The organism is Streptomyces sp. NPDC052109, assembly GCF_040680195.1.
Taxonomy (GTDB): domain Bacteria; phylum Actinomycetota; class Actinomycetes; order Streptomycetales; family Streptomycetaceae; genus Streptomyces.
In genome coordinates this window covers 64,847-81,714 of sequence record NZ_JBFAWF010000005.1, presented here as the reverse complement: position 1 = coordinate 81,714, position 16,868 = coordinate 64,847, and the positions used below count along the sequence as shown (strand labels likewise).

Below are 16,868 nucleotides of genomic sequence, written 5' to 3'. Positions count from 1 at the left end.
GGCTACTGCACAGGCTTGGCGTAGTGCAGATCCACTGTGCCCGAGTAGCCGGGAAGAGTCACCGTCCCGTCGTCGGTGACTTTCCACCCCAGGCCGTACACATTGACGTAGACCATGTAGGTCTGGATCGCCTTGCTCGCCGCCAGCGCCTGCTGCAGCTTGCCCGGGTCCCCCACCGCCGTGATCTTGTAAGGCGGCGAGTACACCCGGCCCTGCAGGATCAGGGTGTTGCCGACGCAGCGCACCGCGCTGGTGGAGATCAGCCGCTGGTCCATGACCTTGATCCCCTGGGCGCCGCCCTGCCACAGGGCGTTCACCACGGCCTGCAGGTCCTGCTGGTGGATGACCAGGTAATCGGGTTGCGGCTCGGGATAGCCCGGCAGCTTGGCGGTGGCGTTGGGCGGGGCGTCGTTCAGGGTGACCGTGAGAGCGTGACCTGTGAGCTTCTGGGTACCGGCGCTCTTCTCCAGCCCGCTGAGCTTCTGATCCTGCGCCTTGGAGCTGCCGTCATCGCTCTCGGCCAGGGACTCCACGCTCCCACGCAGCGCCGCGTTGGACTCGTCCAGGTCCTTGTTCTTGCGGCTGCGCTGCTGGATCAGGTCGGAGAGCTTCAGCAGGGAGCCGTCCTGGCGGATGTCGGTGCCCTTGGCCGTGTTGAAGCTGGTGAAGAAGATCAGCCCCGCGAGCGCGAAGACGGCCGCGGTGAGCATCCGCACGGGGCGGACACGCAGGCGACGGTCAGGGCCGGAGCCCGTTGATTGTGTCCCGGGGGAGTCGGCAGAATTGCTCAACGTACCCTTATCTCCTTCTGCGCCACGGAAGCACTACGCTAACGGACGCCCGGGGGAGCACACAGAGTCGTCATGGTGGCCCCTTGTACGCTGCCCCGAGCCCCGACCCAGTTCCCTGCGCGGCCACGCAGCGCATCGACAGGAGAGACCCTCGTGCCGAAGTCACGTATCCGCAAGAAGGCCGACTACACGCCGCCGCCGGCGAAGCAGGCACAGGCGATCAAGCTGAACAGTCGTACCTGGGTCGCCCCCGTCATGCTGGCCATGTTCATCATCGGCCTGGCCTGGATCGTCGTCTTCTATGTGACCGACGGCTCGCTGCCCATCGACGCGCTGGGCAACTGGAACATCGTGGTCGGCTTCGGCTTCATCGCCGCCGGCTTCGGTGTCTCCACGCAGTGGAAGTAGCCCCGAGTTATCCACAGGCCAGGGGTGCTGTCCACATGCCCCTGGGGAAAAGAAACTACGATCTGTGGATAACCCATCGGGCGTTGACGCCGGTGTGACTGGCCTACCGGCCCCCGCTACATCCGTTCGCCCCCTGTCTGACCTGCGGAAACACATCCGAGCGACAGGGGGCACAGCTGTGCCCACACGGCATGCACAAGATCCGCCACGGGCTGTGGACAACGGTTCGGTATCAGGTGAGCTGTGCGGTCCTGACCAGCGTGAGAACCACCACGACGGCCAGGACGACCGCACAGGTGCCGTACTGGATCAGAGTCCGCTTCTGCCGCGGGGCGTGGACCATCGCATAGCCGACGGCGACACCGGCGACCAGGCCGCCGATGTGGGCCTCCCAGGCGATGTGCATGGCCGGGGTGAAGGTGATGATCAGGTTGATCACCAACAGGGCGACGAGCGGGCGCAGGTCGTAGTTGAGCCGGCGCATCAGCACACCGGTCGCGCCGAAGAGGCCGAAGATCGCTCCGGAGGCGCCCAGGGACTGCTGGGTGGGGTCGGCGATCAGATAGGTGAGCGCGCTGCCGGCCAGGCCGGAGACGAAGTACAGCGCGAGGTAGCGGGCGCGGCCCAGGGCGGCCTCCAGGGGGCCGCCGATCCACCACAGGCTGAGCATGTTGAAGAGGATGTGGGCGTAGCCGCCGTGCAGGAACATCGCGGTCAGCATGCGGTAGTACTGGCCTTCGGCGATGCCCTCGATCGGGCCGAAGAGGGTGAACTGGGCCCGGCCGATCAGCTCGAACCGGTCGGTGAGGGTGCTGCCCACGGCGAGCTGCGCCAGGAACACGGCGAGGTTGATGCCGATGAGGGCCTTGGTGAACAGCCGTGGGTCGTCGGTGACCGCGCCGCCGGCGACCGTACGCGGTTGTGACGCGGCCGGTGCGTGTCCCGTGCCGCTGCCGCCGCGCACGCACTCGGGGCACTGGAAGCCGACCGAGGCGCTGACCATGCACTCGGGGCAGATGGGGCGCTCGCAGCGGGCGCACCGCACGCCGGTCTCGCGGTCCGGGTGCCGGTAGCACACGGGCACGCGGTGGGCGGCGTTCTGCGTGCTGCCTTCGGCGTGGTCCATCGGTTCCCCTTGCTCGTCGTGGGACTGCCCCTGGCAATGCCCCGCCCCGCTCATCCTTGGTACGGACGAGCGGGGCGTTTGGTTCCCTGCGGGACGTTCCGGCTCGGAGCGGCGGGTTGTCCCGGCGGGTGCGCGGGAGGTCCCGTCGGGTGACGGGTTGTCCCGGCGTGAGCGGTGGGCTCAGCCCTGGCGCTTCTCGATGACGACCGATTCGATGACGACGTCGTTGACCGGGCGGTCGTTACGGCCGGTGGGCACGCCGACGATGGCGTCCACGACCTTCTGGCTGGCCGGGTCGCTGACCTCGCCGAAGATGGTGTGCTTGCGGTTCAGCCAGGTCGTCGGGGCGACGGTGATGAAGAACTGGGAGCCGTTGGTACCCGGGCCGGCGTTGGCCATGGCGAGCAGGTACGGCTTGCTGAAGGAAAGGTCGGGGTGGAACTCGTCCCCGAACTTGTAGCCGGGGCCGCCGATGCCACTGCCGAGCGGGTCGCCGCCCTGGATCATGAAGCCGCTGATGACACGGTGGAAGATCGTGCCGTTGTAGAGCGGCTTGTTGCTCTTCTCGCCGGTGCCGGGGTGCGTCCACTCGCGCTCACCCTGGGCGAGCTCGACGAAGTTCTTGACCGTTTCCGGCGCGTGGTTCGGGAAAAGCTCGATCACGATGTCGCCGTGGTTGGTCTTCAGGGTGGCGTAAAGCTGCTCAGCCACGATCTGCCTTCCGTTGTCTTCCTGTGACTCCCCGATCCTCGCATGGCCGGGCCCGTACGTCGCCCGGCAGCCACGAGTTCCGCCCGGAAGGCAGCGCGCGGCGGGGTTTCGTGGCAGTGTCGAGACAGCGGAGGTTGCCCGGTAATCACCTGGAATTGAGCTGAACGGAGTGATCGGCACCCATATGCCCGTCCTCGCATGCCGCACGGACCGTCGGCAGGCATGATCCGTAAAAGGGTGGAAAGTCGAAATACCGTACGCCACCGAGGAGGAGGAACCCGTGACCCGCATCGACAGCGTGCGCGCCGCGACCGGCTCGGCGAAGGACAGCGTGCTGCACGCCGCGGAAGTGGTGGCGCCCTACGCCGACACGGCCAAGGAGCGTGCCGCGCTCTATGCGCAGGAGGCACGCGTACGGCTGGCGCCCGTGGTGTCGCAGGCCGCCGAACAGGCCCGCGTGCAGTACGACGCCCGGCTCGCCCCGCGTCTGGAGCAGGCTCGTGCGCATGTGCCGCCGAAGATGGACCTGGCGGCGCAGGAGGCCGCCGTCCGTGCCCGCAAGGCGGCCCGGCAGGCCGCCGAGTACTCGCGTCAGGCCGCCGAATACTCGCGTCCGAAGATTGAGCATGCCGTGGCCGCCACGGCGCCGGTCCGCGACGAGGCCGCCGCGCGTGGCGCGGCCGCCCTGGCCGCGCTGCGCGGTCAGGTCTCGGCGGAGGACATCCACAAGCTGGTCCGCAGGAACGAGCGGCGGTGCAGGGCCGGCCGTGCGGTGAAGGCGCTGGCGCTGCTGAGCATGCTGGCCGGCGGTGCCTTCGCGGCCTGGAAATGGTGGGACAAGCAGGCCAACCCCGACTGGCTGGTCGAGCCGCCCGCTGCGACGGAGGTGCCCGAGTCGGGTGGCCGGCTCAGCTCGGTGGACGGCAGCGGCACCTCGGTCCTGGACCCCGAGGTCCAGGCGAAGCAGGCCGAGGAGGATTCCGTAAACCACGACGACGAGGAGTAGCCCGGTACGAGTCGGCGGGTGCTGCAACATCCAGCCGTGTGTCTTGGGCTCTCAAGCGGGCCGTGGGCAGGGCGAGTTGACGCTCTCCGTGCCTGCGGCTCGTTTCACGTGAAACCGCCGCTCTCCTGCCCTTGCGGGCTGCTCAGCGAGCGCCGCTGAGAACGGCCTGTACTCGTTCCTCCCTGTCGCAGCGGACCGTGTCCCGGTAGCGGCGGCTCGCCTGTGATGCGTCTTCAGGACCGTTCGGTGCGGGCCTGTGAGGATCGACGGCATGACCGGCAGCGAACGGGACCGGCAGGAGCCCGCCGAGGGCTGCGTGCGCTGGGACGACGAGCAGGACTCGGCGATGCGGGCCATGGGTTCATCGCACGCCTGGAGCCGGGCGTGGTGCGGGACGCGGACGGCCGGGTCGTGTGGGACGCGGATGCCTCCGGATTCCTGGACGTGGCCTGCCCGCCGACCGCGCATCCCTCCCTGTGGCGGCGGCGAGCGAGAACGTCTTCACGGGCACGGCGACGGCCCACCACGCGGGCCGCAAGTGCGGAGCCGGGCTTCCCAACCGGCCGGGCAGATCGGGCCGGGGCCGCCACCTCCACCGGGAGCGCCGGGTTGATCGCCCCGCCCCTCGACGTCACGGCCACCGGGCAGGAGGAGACGCTCGACGGGGGGCGGATGGTCTTCCAGCCGACGCCGGGTACCGAGGACCCGGCGGAGATGAAACGCGCGTGCCTCGACCGGAAAGCCCCCGTGACCACGTTTACGCAGGTCACAGGGGCTCCTGGGAAGTGGAGCCTAGGGGAGTCGAACCCCTGACATCCGCCATGCAAAGACGGCGCTCTACCAACTGAGCTAAGGCCCCGGGAAGCAGCGGCCGACCGGAGAAATCGCGTTCCGGTGGGCGCCGCAGACCAGAGTACCGGGTCGCCCCCGGTATCCCGCAAAAAGATTGGGGGTCCCCGCCGATGACCACGCTCCGTAAGATGCTCGACGTGGTTCGCTACAGCGAACCGCGGTTTTCAGGGGAAGCGATGGGGAGACGCAATGGACGCCGCACAGCAGGAAGCCACCGCGAGAGCGCGGGAGCTGCAGCGGAACTGGTACGGGGAGCCGTTGGGGGCGCTCTTCCGTAAGCTCATCGACGATCTCGGGCTCAATCAGGCCCGTCTCGCGGCGGTCCTGGGGCTGTCCGCTCCGATGCTCTCGCAGCTGATGAGCGGGCAGCGCGCGAAGATCGGCAATCCTGCCGTGGTCCAGCGGGTGCAGCTGCTGCAGGACCTGGCCGCCCAGGTCGCGGACGGCAGTGTGAGTGCTGCCGAGGCGACCGAGCGCATGGACGAGATCAAGAAGTCGCAGGGGGGCTCCGTGCTCAACAACACCACCCAGACCACGAGCGGTTCGGGGGCGCCGACGGTCAAGCGCGTGGTCCGCGAGATCCAGTCGCTGCTGCGCTCGGTGGCCGCCGCGGGCGACATCATCGACGCCGCGGACAGCCTCGCCCCGGCCCATCCCGAACTGGCGGAGTTCCTCCGTGTCTACGGCGCCGGCCGCACCTCCGACGCCGTCGCGCACTACCAGTCCCACCAGAACTAGGACCCACGGCCCGGTCCCGGAGGGGGTCCGGGGCCGGGCCGGGGCCGGGTTCCGGCGAGGAGGCGGACCAGGATGCGCGGCGCGGCACCGCGCAGGGGGCGGCTGGCCATGCGGCGTCGGTCCACGGGGGTGGACCGGACCTTGATCGTGGCGGGGTCGTATCACTCATCGCGGGGAGAAGCGGGGAACGAAACGGGTAGGGAGACTGGCGCGGGTCCAGGGGGAGGAGTGACGGGCTGCCATGGGTGAGGTCTTCGCTGGTCGGTACGAGCTGGCCGATCCGATCGGACGCGGGGGTGTGGGCGCCGTATGGCGGGCCTGGGACCACCGTCGGCGGCGCTATGTGGCCGCCAAGGTGCTCCAGCAGCGCGACGCCCACTCGCTGCTGCGCTTCGTGCGGGAACAGGCCCTGCGCATCGATCACCCGCATGTCCTCGCGCCGGCCAGCTGGGCCGCCGACGACGACAAGGTGCTCTTCACCATGGACCTGGTGGCGGGCGGCTCCCTGGTCCACCTCGTCGGCGACTACGGCCCGCTGCCCCCGGCGTTCGTGTGCACCCTGCTCGACCAGCTTCTGTCCGGGCTCGCCGCCGTCCATGCCGAAGAGGTCGTCCACCGGGACATCAAGCCCGCCAACGTCCTGCTGGAAGCGACCGGCACCGGCCGGCCGCGGCTGCGGCTGTCCGACTTCGGCATCGCCATGCGGCTCGGTGAACCGCGCCTGACGGAGACCAACCTCGTGGTGGGCACGCCCGGTTACCTCGCGCCCGAGCAGATGCTCGGCTCCGAACCCGACTTTCCCGCCGACCTGTTCGCCGTGGGCCTGGTCGCGCTCTACCTCCTCGAAGGCGCCAAGCCTGACGCCAAGGCGCTCGTGCAGTACTTCATGGAGAACGGGACACCCGGCCCTCCCCAGGGCATCCCGGAGCCCCTGTGGCAGGTCGTCGCCACCCTCCTCCAGCCCGACCCGGAGGCGCGGTTCCGCACCGCCACGGGTGCGCGCAAGGCCCTCGCCTCCGCCGCTGAACTCCTGCCGGAGCCCGAACCGGACGACGAGCTGATCGAGGTCTTCGACCAACTCGGCCCGCTCCCCCCGGGGTTCGCCCCCGACGGCCCCCTCAAGCGGGCTTCCGGAGTGGCCTCGGACCTGATCGAGGGCGCGGACACGGGTCCGGCCACCGGTACCGAGACCGGCGCCGGGGGCCGGGCGCCCGGTGCCGGGGCCGGCTCGGGTGCGGGTTCGGCCACCGGCGCCGGTGTGGCTCCGGCTGCCGACGCGGGCACCGGCTCGCTCTCGGACACCGGCAGTTTCCGTCTGCCGCCGCCCCAGGAGCCGTCGGTCCCCGAGCCGTACCACCCCCGGCCGGTGCCCGGGCCCGCCGTCGAGCAGAGTCGGCACCGCACCGAGCAGGCATCTCGGGCCGTGGATCCCTCCCCTTACCCTCCCTACGCCCAGCAGTTCCCACCGCCCACCCCGCTCCCGCCCCACGGGCCGTACGTCGCCCCCCAGGCCCACGACCCGCGGGTCGACGCCTCCACCGCTTCCTACACCGCTCGGGACACCCGGATTCCGCCTCCGGACCAGCCCTTTCCCGGCCCGCCCGCGCACGGCCGCAGAGCGCGCCGGGGCGTGCGGAAACGGCGGCCGGGGCCACCGGCCAAGGCCGCGGTCCCGCTTCTGCTGCTGGCGCTGGCCTGCTACGCCGTGGGCTTCTGGGCGTTGACCCGCGTCTGAGTCCGCCGGGCCGCGAGCGTCCACCCGGCCAGCACCAGCAGCAGCACGGTCCCCAGGCCGATCCCGCCGAACGCGATCAGCTTCAGCACCGGTTCGTCCCCGTCCCCGGCGCTCCCGGTGAACGCCGCCTCCCGGTCCTGCGCGGGGACCGCGAACACATCACCCGGCACCGGGTGTCCGGCGTACTCGGGCCCCGCGTGCGCCCGGCCGGCCACCCTGACCTGGAGCTTCACCTCGAAAGGTCCCCGCCCGAAGGTACCGGCCAGCTGCTCGCTGAGGTGCAGGACCAGGTAGTAGTCGCCGGCGAAGCGGACGGAGCTCACCCCGGCGGGCGCGGCGTAGCGGTTGGCGTACTCCACCGGCGGGACGGGTGCGAGTACGGCGGATTTCGGGGTGCCGGTGTAGCCGAGGGCGGCGTCCTCGACGTAGCCGCGGACGGGGTTGTAAAGGGAGAGGTTCAGGGCGCCGCCGACATAGCCGTGGCCCTGGGCGCCGGCCAGCTCGGCCGAGGCGTGCAGCTGCCGTCCCCAGTCGACCGGGACCTCGTAGAACCGGGTCTCACCGGGCACGAGCGCGGTGCGGAAGACGCCCTGGCCCAGTGGGCGAGCCGAGGCGAACCCGGTGCCGCCGGAACGGTCGCGGGGCGTCCCGCCGAGCGGTGCGGGCGTGGCGGAGTCCCAGGTCTGCGGCGCGGAGGTGGACCCGGCCCGTGCCGGGCGGGGTTCCGTGGCGGGCGCGATCTCCAGATCCCAGCGCTGGGCAGGGGCCGTACCCAGAGCCCCGTCGTCGAGACGCTGGACGAGCACGTAGTACGTCCCGCCGCCCTGGCACAGCGCCTTGCCGGCGTCCCGCTCCGCCAGCGCGGTGACCGGGCGCGGGCTGAGCCCGGCGCCGAAGCGGGCGGCGGCGTAGGCGCAGGGCGTGCCGTGCGCGTCCTGGACGGACACCCTGACGCCGTCGGTGGCGGAGACGGTGGCGTCGGCCGGGGGTACGGCGGTGACCGGGACGTAGGCGGTGTCGGCGGCCGTGAGGTCGAGCCGGTAGTAGAGCCTGCCGTGCCTGGGGAGGGAGCTGCGGTAGGTGCGGCCGGGTTCCAGCCGTTCGGCCGTGGCCGGGTTCGGCGCGCCGGCTACGGTGCGGTCGCCGGGCGCGAAGGCGTACGACCGCGGCCGCGTGTCCCCCGCGGTGGCCGGCGTCCCGTAGGCGGGCGTGGTGGCGACGGACAGAACGAGCAGCGCGCACAGTCCCGGCAGCGGAGCGGTCCGCGCGGCGCGGGCGCCTGAGACCGCCAGGGGACCGTACCGCCGTCGCAACCGCCACCACCAGGCCGTTCGTCGCCCTCGCCCCCGCACGTGCCGCCCTCCCCCAGTCGTCGGTGCGCATCCGGCGCCCCTCGGCCGCACCGGCCTGCCCCATCCTGCCCCGGGCGCCCTTGCGCCATCAGGGCAACGCCTGGGGCCGTCCGAAACGCGCGGCGTCCCGGCGGGGGTGCCCGCGCGACGGCCGGGCGCCTCTCGAACGCCTACAGGAACCGGCGGGCCCTCCGCAACAGCGGGCTTCCGCAGCAGTGGCGGAAAACGGGGCAACACAAAACCCCGACCACGAAGGCGGCCGGGGTCTGTATCAGTTTCTGGTATCGGCACTCACGAACCCGTGGGCACGGAGTCAGTCGCCTCCGTCCACAGGTCCTGCTCGGCGCGATCCGCCTGGATCTGGCGGTACACGAGGAGCCCGCCGATGGCGGCCAGTGCGACCAGGAGCAGCTTCTTCACCGCGCGACCTCGTCTTTCCTTGACGTAGGGGACCTCTGCCGCCCGACTATACACACCGACCGATATCGATCGGTGACCTGCGTCGGGGCTCAACTCCCGCCTCCGGAAGCGCAATAGACCAGGTCGGAAGCCGTTCCGATCGGAGGGTGATCACACCCGCACGGACGGTTACTTTGCTCCCTCTTCGCTCACTCTCACCAGGTTTGGGGAGATTTCCGGGCTTCTTGCGCCCATCCGAGTGGTGTTGATCTGAACATCGACGCGCCACGGGCGAAGGTCCACCACTTCGCGACCCACATACACATCATGAGGAAAGTACGCAAATCGCCCAACCCGAAAGTGAGGGGTTATGGCCCAGAACAAGGTCATGAAGCTGTGGACCACCATCGTCACCGCCTTCTTCGCGCTCTGCTCGGCGCTCGGTCTCGTCGCCACCTCGACCGCCACCGCCTCGGCGGCCACTCCCGGAAACGAGAACCCCAGCAGCACCGGCACCGCGCACAAGACCATCCCGACGATCCCGGCACCACGCCACTGGTCACGATCACACGCCAGTGCCCTGCCCCCCACGATGAAGCAGCGGATCCGGGCCGAGGCCCATGGAAAGTCCCCCAGTTGCCGGCAGCGCCCCCTCGATGAGACCCAGGCCGAGACCGCGACCAGCCCCGAAGAGCACTCGGCCACCTCGCTCGACTGCTGACCGACCGCCCCACGCAGTACCGCAACGTCTCGACCTCACGGCGACTTGCGTACGCATCAGTCGACACGGAAAGACCCCCGGCCGGGTTCGGCCGGGGGTCTCGCGCTTTTGTCACCTGGGAGCATGGCCGAGGAAACGACAACGCCTCCGGAAAGGTGGTGAGTGCCGCCGTGATCCGGCGCATCACCGTTGTCACCGCCGTCCACGGCCCGTCCGCGCGCTTCCTGCCGGACGCCTACGCGTCCCTCGGCGAGCAGCGGCTTCCCGATGACTGGGAGTGGGAGTGGGCGATCCAGGAGGACGGCACGACGGACGAGGTCCGCCCGTACGTCCCCGAGGACCCGCGCCTGAGCTTCCGGCAGGGCCGTCCGGGCGGTCCCGGGGTCGCCCGCACGATCGCGCTGGCGCGCGCCACGGGCGCGTACGTGAAGGTCCTGGACGCCGACGACCGGCTCACACCGGGCGCACTCGCCCGTGACCTGGCCGTGCTGGAGGCGGACCGCACCCTCGGCTGGACGACGTCACGGGCCCTCGACCTGCTGCCCGACGGCTCGACCATGGGCTTTCCCGGCGATCCGGAGGAGGGACCGCTGGAACCCGGTGTCGTACTCGACCACTGGAAGCGGAACGACTTCCGGGCACCGGTCCACCCGGCCACCCTGTGCGTCCGGCGGGAGCTGCTCACCGCGCTCGGCGGCTGGATGGCCCTGCCGGCGTCCGAGGACACGGGCCTGCTGCTGGCGCTGGACGCCGTGAGCCGAGGCTGGTTCTCGGCGGAGGCCGGCCTGCTGTACCGCAAGTGGGAGGGCCAGGTCACGGGCCAGGTGTCCCATGCCGATCCGGTCGAGCGCGAGGCCCGGATGGCGGTCGCCGAGGCTCGGGCCCGCGCGCTGGCGGACCTCGGATGGGCCTACCCGGGCGGTGCGCCCGCCCCGTGAGTCGGCGCGCGAGCACGATTGCCTGTGCAGGGCGCCTCCAGGCCGCTTCGCGGACCCCCGGCCGTCGGACTCCTCGTGCCCTGCCCGTACGACGCCGTATCCGTGCTCGCACGCGAACACGGTCGGCGCCGGTGGGCTCCTTCGTCGCTTCCCGGCGAACGGCGCCCTGAAGCAGCCCTGTTGGCGCTACCGCTGCCCGCCCGCGGCCGACAGCCAGTGGGCCACCCGGCGGACCGTCGGCTCGTCGAGCAGGTCGGCCATCGCCCGCACCGCCGCGCCGTCCTCCTCGCTCAGGTCGTACAGGCCCGCCCTGCTCAGACCGGCCAGGAGCACCTGGTGCCGGCGACCCGTCATGCGTTCCGCCAGCCTGGCCGGTTCACCGGCGCCGACTGCCGGCACGCCGGCCGGAGCCGCGGGAGCGGACGCCTTGGCGGCCGGGGCGTCGAAGAGGTGCCAGCCGCCGTCCTGGGGCCCCCACAACGCGACCGTCACCTCCTCGCCGCGCGCCCGCAGGGTCTGGGTCATGTCTCCCACGGCGTACAGCACCGGCTCCCGGTCCGGTGACTCGGCGCCCACCGTCCAGGAGTCCGGCGAGGGCCGGTGGAACATCGCGACCCAGCGCGGGGGACCGGGCGGTCGCGGGCACGGGGGACGCTTCAGCATGACACTCACCCCTTCGGGAACAACCGGCGGACCGAGACCGTATATGACGGACCGTCAGATGACCAGTGCGCACGGGCACCAGTCCCTGGTTCTGGCCTCTTCACGGCCGGCGTGGCACCCTGCCCGCACCCCGGAGCAGGGGGTGCGGTGTCGTCCCGGACGAGGGAGGCCGAGGATGAGCGGACGGGAAGAGACAACGACCGGAGCGGCCACGGAGGCCGCGGCACTGCGCAGGCTTCACGAGGCGCGTGCCCACAGCGCCTACGACCGCGCGGTCGCCGCGTGCCGGTACGCCGGTGTCGGCCGGGACCTGGCGCAGGTCGTACCGACGGACCCCGTCGGCCGGGCCGCGAACGCGCTGCGCCTGTCGGCCGAGTCGCTCGCCACGCTGAGCGCGAGCGCCCCGGACCCGGCTGCGGACGCCCGCTGCGCCCGCAACGCCGCCGCCACCGCGGCGCTGGCCGCCCAGGTGGCCGCGGCCCAGGACGGCGGCGCGCCGGCCCCGGCCACGGAGTCCGCCCCCACCTCGCTCACAGCGTCCGCCAGCGCCCTGCGCGCGGCACTGGCGGCGTCCCAGGCCGCCGCGGTCGCGGCCGGTGGCCGAGCGCGGGGGCGGGACGCGACCCTGAACGCCTCCGCCGAGGAGGCCGAGCGCCACGCCGTTGCCGCGGCCCGCGCGGCCGGATGGCTCCAAGCGCTCGGAAGGGCCGACTGAGTCGGAGGGCTGACTGAGGAAGCGAACACGACGGTCGACTCGGGCATAGCGCGCCGAACATGCGTCACCGGTGATGTTTCACGTGAAACGCCACCCCGCCCGACAGAACGCACCATTCCTCGCCCCGGCCGTTCGGCACCGGTCCCTCCCCTCGTGGGGACCGGTGCCGAACGGTGCGGAGTGTCGACCCGCGCCATGTCGGCTGGGCGCGGGTCGAGGAAGGGAGCCGACCGGGAGTGCTCGCGGGCCCTCTCGGCGGTCGGAGGGAAGTTGGCTGGGACCGCTCGGTGTTCTGTGCCGTCTCTCCAGGCACAGAGCCGTGGCCTGTCCGGACGGTGGGTGACGGGTTCGCTACTGCGTCCGGATCCTGCCATCTGTTGCCCGTCAGAGAGGAGGCCACTGCCTCCGGTCCAGTGCTTATCCGCAGGTCAGCCATATAGGGTGGGTTTTCCGGTCCGGACGTCCAGATGCGGGGGGAAGTAAAGGGGTGGGACCTTGAGTTCCGACTCAGGGACACGTACGGCCTTCGCCGAGCGGCTCGCGCTGCTGTACAAGGAGGCTGGAAACCCTCCCCTGAAGAGCGTTGCCGAGGCGGTCGTACGGCTGCAGCGGGTCGACGAGCGTGGGCGGCCCGTTCGGGTGTCCGCGCAGCGGATCAGCGACTGGCGCCGGGCCAAGAACGTGCCGGCCCAGTTCACCGCCCTCGCGGCGGTGCTGCACATCCTGATCCCGGAGGCGCGGCGTCTGCGGCCCGCGCCGGTGTCCACCGGACTGTACGACCTCGCGCACTGGCAGCGGCTCTGGGAACGCGCGCTGGCCGATCCGGTGGCGGGCGAACGGCCCGCCCCGCCCGCCGAGGAGAACCGGCGGCCGCCCGCCCAGGCCCCACCGGTCGCCGGAGGCGTGTGCCCGTACCGCGGGCTGGCCCCGTACCGGCAGGAGGACGCCCGGTGGTTCTTCGGACGGGAGCGCAGCACGAGCGCGCTCGTCGCCCAGCTGCGCGACGCCGAGCGGACCGGCGGTCTGGTGATGCTGGTGGGCGCCTCGGGCGCGGGCAAGTCCTCCCTGCTGAACGCCGGTCTGGTGCCCGCCCTCCGCGGCGGCGCGCTGCGCGACGGAGCTGCCACCGGCGTACCGAACACCGCTGCGGCACCCTCCCAACCCTCCCCGCAGACGGCCGCCGACCTCGTCCTGCAGCTCGTCCCCGGTGCCGACCCGCTGGGTGAACTGGTCCGCCGTATCCCCGATCTCAGCGCCGTCGCCGCCGAGGCGCGCCGGGCCGAGGAGGAGGCGACGGAGAACCCGGCGATTCCCGGCTCGGACTCCCCCCGGCTGACCCGGGCCGCCCGCAAGGCCGTGTCGGAGTGGGCCCGCCGGAAGGGGCCCGCCGAGAGCCGGCCGGTCGTCATCGTGGACCAGTTCGAGGAGGCGTTCACCCTCTGCCCCGACGAGGCGGACCGGCGTACCTTCATCCAGCTCCTGCACGCCGCCTGCACCCCACCCGCCGGCTCGGACGAGGCCGCCCCGGTCCTCGTCGTCCTCGGCATCCGCGCCGACTTCTACGAGCAGTGCCTCGGCTACCCCGAACTCGCCGACGCGCTCCAGCACCGGCACATGGTGCTCGGCCCGCTGACCAGCACCGGGCTGCGCGAGGCAGTGACCGGTCCGGCCAAGGCGGTGGGTCTTGAGCTGGAACCGGGGCTCGCCGAGCTGATCGTCCGCGAGGTGAGCGCCGATGGCCCGCGCGGAGCACACGACACGGGTGTGCTCCCCCTGCTCTCGCACGCCCTGCTCGCCACCTGGCAGCGCCGCAAGGCAGGACGGCTGACGCTGGCCGGCTATCGCGCGGCGGGCGGGATCCAGGGGGCGGTCGCGGCGACCGCGGAACGCGCCTGGTCCGGGCTCGACCCCGCGGCCCGCACGGCCGCCCGGCTGCTCCTGCTGCGCCTGGTCCGGCTCGGCGAGGACACCCAGGCCACGCGCCGGCGAGGCACCCGGCGGCAGCTGGCGGAGGAGTCGGCGGATCCGGGGAAGACAGAGGAGTCCCTCGAGGCGCTCGTACGGGCCCGGCTGGTGACACTCGACGCGGAGACCGTGGAGATCACCCACGAGGCGCTGCTGCACGCCTGGCCCCGGCTGCGGCACTGGATCGACGACGATCGCAACGACCATCTGCTGCGCCAGCGCCTGGAGGAGGACGGCCGCGCCTGGGAGGACTCGGGCCGGGACAGCTCGCTGCTCTACCGGGGCTCCCGGCTGGAACAGGCGCGCGGCTGGGCCAGGTCGGCCGGGGACACGTATCTGACCCGCAGCGCGGTGGAGTTCCTGGCCGCGGCCGTCCGGCTGCGCAAGCGCACGGTGTGGATCAGCCGCGCCGCCGTGGCCGCGCTGGTGGTGCTGGCCCTGGTCGCGGGCGGTTCCTCGGTGATCGCCCGGCAGCAACGGGACGAAGCCGTGTTCGAGCAGGTGCTCGCCGAGGCCGACCGGGTCCAGCGCACGGACCCGTCCCTGGCCGCCCAGCTCGACCTGGTCGCCCATCAGCTGCGCCCGGACGACGAGGGCACATACAGCAGGCTGATCTCGATCGTCAACGCACCGCTGGCCACCGCCCTGTCCGGCCATACCGGTGCCGTCTACCTCACCTCGTTCAGCCCCGATGGCAAGACGCTGGCCACGGCCAGCTACGACCGGACCATCCGGCTGTGGAACGTGGCCGACCGCAGCCACCCCCGGCCCCTCGGCAAGCCGCTCACCGGCCACACCAGTTGGGTGAGCAGCGCCGTCTACAGCCCGGACGGCCACACGCTCGCCAGCGCCGGCGACGACGGGACGATCCGGCTGTGGGACGTGACCGACCCCGCCCGCCCCAAGTCCCTGGGCAAGCCCCTCACCGGTCACCGGGGCACGATCTACCTGGTCGCCTTCAGCCCGGACGGACACACCCTGGCCTCGGCAGGCGAGGACAGCACCGTACGGCTGTGGGACGTGGCCGACCCGCACCGGCCGAGGAAACTCGAGGCCCTGCGCGGCCACACCGCACCAGTGCGCAGCGTCGCCTTCAGCCCCGACGGGCGCACGCTCGCGGCGGGTGGTGACGACGACACGATCCTGCTGTGGAACACGTCCGACCCGCGCCACCCGAAGGCGTACCGCACGGCGCTCAAGGGCCATACGGACCTCGTCCACTCGGTGGCCTTCAGCCCCGACGGGCACACCCTGGCCAGTGGCAGCGCGGACGACACGATCCGCCTGTGGAACGTCGCCGACCCGGTGCACCCGTCCGCGCTGGGATCCCCGCTGACCGGCCACACCGGACCGATCTGGTCGGTGGCGTTCAGCCCGGACGGCACCAGACTGGCCGCCGCGAGTGCGGACAGCACGGCGAGCCTGTGGAACGTGACCGACCCGACGGCCCCCTCACAGGTCGGCGAGCCGCTCGCGGGCAGCAGCGGCGAGATGTACGCCCTGGGGTTCAGCCCCGACGGGCGGACCCTGGCCACCGGCAGCGGCGACGCCAAAGTGCGCCTGTGGTCGATCCCGACCTCGGACGTGATCGGCCGCAGCGCGGCGTTCCGCCCGGACGGCCGGGTGCTGGCCACGGCGGCACAGGACGGCGGGATCCGGCTGTGGAACGTGGCGCGGCCCGGCCGGCCCGTGCTGCTGGGCCAACCGTTCATGCGCGGGAAGGACGGCCAGCGAGTGGGCTTCTCTCCCGACGGCCACACCCTCGCCGTGCTCACGGGCCGCCGGACGGTGCAGTTGTGGAACGTCACCGACCCCGCCCACCCGATCGCCGCGGGAGCACCCCTCACCCTGCAGAGCCGCTTCATGGGCGACAACGCGCTGGCCTTCAGTCCCGACGGCCACACCCTGGCCACCGCCTACGACAACCACAGTTTCCAGCTGTGGAACGTCACCGACCCCGCGCACGCCGTTCCCCTCGGGGGGCCGGTCACCAGCCACCGGGGATACATCAACGCACTCGCCTTCAGTCCGGACGGGCACACCCTGGCCAGCGGCAGCGCGGACAGCACGATCCGCCTGTGGAACGTCACCGACCCGGCCCGTCCGACCGGGCTCGGCACACCGCTGACCGAGCACTCCGGGCCGGTCAACGCGCTCGCGTTCACGCCGGACGGACACACCCTGGCCAGCGGCAGTGACGACGACACGGTCCGGCTGTGGAACGTCACCGACCCCACCGCGGCGATCGCGCTCGGCTCGCCGCTCACCGGCCACACCGAGGCGGTCACGTCACTGACGTTCGGCCCGGGCGGGCGCACCCTGGCCAGCGGGGGCGACGACAACACGATCCGGCTGTGGAACGTCACCCATCCCGACTCGGCGACGCCCATCGGCCAGTCGATGAGCCCCAACGGCCAGACGGGCAACTTCCTGTCCTTCAGCCCCAAGAGCCGGGTCCTCGGGGTCTCCAGCGGTGCCGACACGGTCCGCCTGTGGAGCCTGGACGCCGCCCCGGCGATCGACCACATCTGCTCGGTGACACGAGGTGTACTCACCGCGCAGAAGTGGCACGAGTACCTGCCCCGCCTCTCCTATGACCCGCCTTGTGGTCACTGATCGGCCAACCTGACCTGTTCTCGGCCGACTTGGCCCCGCGAAGCGCCCGGTCTTGTTACCCTTGGCCACAGCCCGATCGCTGGTGCATCCCCCGTCGCCAGCGATCGGGCCTTTTCGTCGGCTCGGAGCCCT

The 16,868-nt window shown here is 71.8% G+C and carries 14 protein-coding genes and 1 tRNA gene; 8 read left to right on the top strand and 7 right to left on the bottom strand.

The window, feature by feature from the left end:
- Positions 1-2: 2 nt before the first annotated feature.
- Positions 3-791, bottom strand: coding sequence for a DUF881 domain-containing protein (locus tag AB0L59_RS13295; RefSeq protein ID WP_365582334.1), 789 nt, complete (start codon positions 789-791; stop codon positions 3-5).
- A 153-nt stretch (positions 792-944) separates the two neighbouring features.
- Between AB0L59_RS13295 and crgA the strand changes: the two genes are divergently transcribed.
- A complete protein-coding gene (crgA, locus tag AB0L59_RS13290; RefSeq protein ID WP_365582332.1) occupies positions 945-1,199 on the top strand; it encodes a cell division protein CrgA in 255 nt (84 codons plus the stop codon).
- A 232-nt stretch (positions 1,200-1,431) separates the two neighbouring features.
- Here crgA and AB0L59_RS13285 read toward each other — a convergent pair whose 3' ends face one another.
- Together AB0L59_RS13285 and AB0L59_RS13280 are read right to left on the bottom strand one after the other, a co-directional pair.
- The gene (locus AB0L59_RS13285) at positions 1,432-2,325 is read right to left on the bottom strand and encodes a rhomboid family intramembrane serine protease (RefSeq protein WP_365582330.1); all 894 of its coding nucleotides are present in this window, start codon (positions 2,323-2,325) and stop codon (positions 1,432-1,434) included.
- Positions 2,326-2,505: 180 nt separating this feature from the next.
- Positions 2,506-3,036 (bottom strand): peptidylprolyl isomerase, encoded by a 531-nt coding sequence (locus tag AB0L59_RS13280; RefSeq protein WP_365582328.1) that lies wholly within the window; start codon positions 3,034-3,036, stop codon positions 2,506-2,508.
- 280 nt (positions 3,037-3,316) lie between these two features.
- Here AB0L59_RS13280 and AB0L59_RS13275 point away from each other — a divergent pair, with 280 nt between their 5' ends.
- The gene (locus AB0L59_RS13275) at positions 3,317-4,042 is read left to right on the top strand and encodes a DUF5324 family protein (RefSeq protein WP_365582326.1); all 726 of its coding nucleotides are present in this window, start codon (positions 3,317-3,319) and stop codon (positions 4,040-4,042) included.
- A 786-nt stretch (positions 4,043-4,828) separates the two neighbouring features.
- Here the strand turns inward: AB0L59_RS13275 and AB0L59_RS13270 are convergent.
- Positions 4,829-4,901: transfer RNA gene (locus AB0L59_RS13270), tRNA-Ala, on the bottom strand.
- 182 nt (positions 4,902-5,083) lie between these two features.
- Here AB0L59_RS13270 and AB0L59_RS13265 point away from each other — a divergent pair.
- Positions 5,084-5,632 carry a DNA-binding protein gene (locus tag AB0L59_RS13265; protein WP_365582324.1) on the top strand — a complete coding sequence of 183 codons (549 nt, stop codon included), beginning with the start codon at positions 5,084-5,086 and terminating at the stop codon, positions 5,630-5,632.
- A gap of 241 nt (positions 5,633-5,873) precedes the next feature.
- The gene (locus tag AB0L59_RS13260; RefSeq protein ID WP_365582322.1) at positions 5,874-7,367 is read left to right on the top strand and encodes a serine/threonine-protein kinase; all 1,494 of its coding nucleotides are present in this window, start codon (positions 5,874-5,876) and stop codon (positions 7,365-7,367) included.
- Here the strand turns inward: AB0L59_RS13260 and AB0L59_RS13255 are convergent.
- Entirely contained in the window at positions 7,331-8,680 is a 1,350-nt protein-coding gene (locus AB0L59_RS13255) for a hypothetical protein (protein ID WP_365582320.1), read from the bottom strand. The two genes, AB0L59_RS13260 and AB0L59_RS13255, sit on opposite strands and share 37 nt — an antisense overlap.
- Before the next feature lie 330 nt (positions 8,681-9,010).
- Positions 9,011-9,139 carry a DLW-39 family protein gene (locus AB0L59_RS13250; RefSeq protein WP_003999697.1) on the bottom strand — a complete coding sequence of 43 codons (129 nt, stop codon included), beginning with the start codon at positions 9,137-9,139 and terminating at the stop codon, positions 9,011-9,013.
- Between the two features lie 349 nt (positions 9,140-9,488).
- Between AB0L59_RS13250 and AB0L59_RS13245 the strand changes: the two genes are divergently transcribed.
- Together AB0L59_RS13245 and AB0L59_RS13240 are read left to right on the top strand one after the other, a co-directional pair.
- Entirely contained in the window at positions 9,489-9,839 is a 351-nt protein-coding gene (locus tag AB0L59_RS13245; protein ID WP_365582318.1) for a DUF6344 domain-containing protein, read from the top strand.
- Between the two features lie 170 nt (positions 9,840-10,009).
- Positions 10,010-10,777 carry a glycosyltransferase gene (locus tag AB0L59_RS13240; RefSeq protein ID WP_365582316.1) on the top strand — a complete coding sequence of 256 codons (768 nt, stop codon included), beginning with the start codon at positions 10,010-10,012 and terminating at the stop codon, positions 10,775-10,777.
- Between the two features lie 186 nt (positions 10,778-10,963).
- On the opposite strand, the gene AB0L59_RS13235 is transcribed toward AB0L59_RS13240, so the two are convergent.
- Entirely contained in the window at positions 10,964-11,440 is a 477-nt protein-coding gene (locus tag AB0L59_RS13235) for a hypothetical protein (RefSeq protein WP_365582315.1), read from the bottom strand.
- Positions 11,441-11,615: 175 nt separating this feature from the next.
- On the opposite strand from AB0L59_RS13235, the gene AB0L59_RS13230 reads away from it, so the two are divergent.
- Together AB0L59_RS13230 and AB0L59_RS13225 are read left to right on the top strand one after the other, a co-directional pair.
- Entirely contained in the window at positions 11,616-12,155 is a 540-nt protein-coding gene (locus AB0L59_RS13230; protein ID WP_365582313.1) for a hypothetical protein, read from the top strand.
- A 495-nt stretch (positions 12,156-12,650) separates the two neighbouring features.
- Entirely contained in the window at positions 12,651-16,736 is a 4,086-nt protein-coding gene (locus tag AB0L59_RS13225; RefSeq protein WP_365582311.1) for an AAA family ATPase, read from the top strand.
- The last annotated feature ends 132 nt before the right edge of the window (positions 16,737-16,868 follow it).

Coding starts and splice junctions, on each gene's coding strand:
- AB0L59_RS13285 (WP_365582330.1), bottom strand. CDS start 2,325: ATGGACCACGCCGAAGGCAGCACGCAGAACGCCGCCCACCGCGTGCCC.
- AB0L59_RS13265 (WP_365582324.1), top strand. CDS start 5,084: ATGGACGCCGCACAGCAGGAAGCCACCGCGAGAGCGCGGGAGCTGCAG.
- AB0L59_RS13260 (WP_365582322.1), top strand. CDS start 5,874: ATGGGTGAGGTCTTCGCTGGTCGGTACGAGCTGGCCGATCCGATCGGA.
- AB0L59_RS13245 (WP_365582318.1), top strand. CDS start 9,489: ATGGCCCAGAACAAGGTCATGAAGCTGTGGACCACCATCGTCACCGCC.
- AB0L59_RS13235 (WP_365582315.1), bottom strand. CDS start 11,440: ATGCTGAAGCGTCCCCCGTGCCCGCGACCGCCCGGTCCCCCGCGCTGG.
- AB0L59_RS13230 (WP_365582313.1), top strand. CDS start 11,616: ATGAGCGGACGGGAAGAGACAACGACCGGAGCGGCCACGGAGGCCGCG.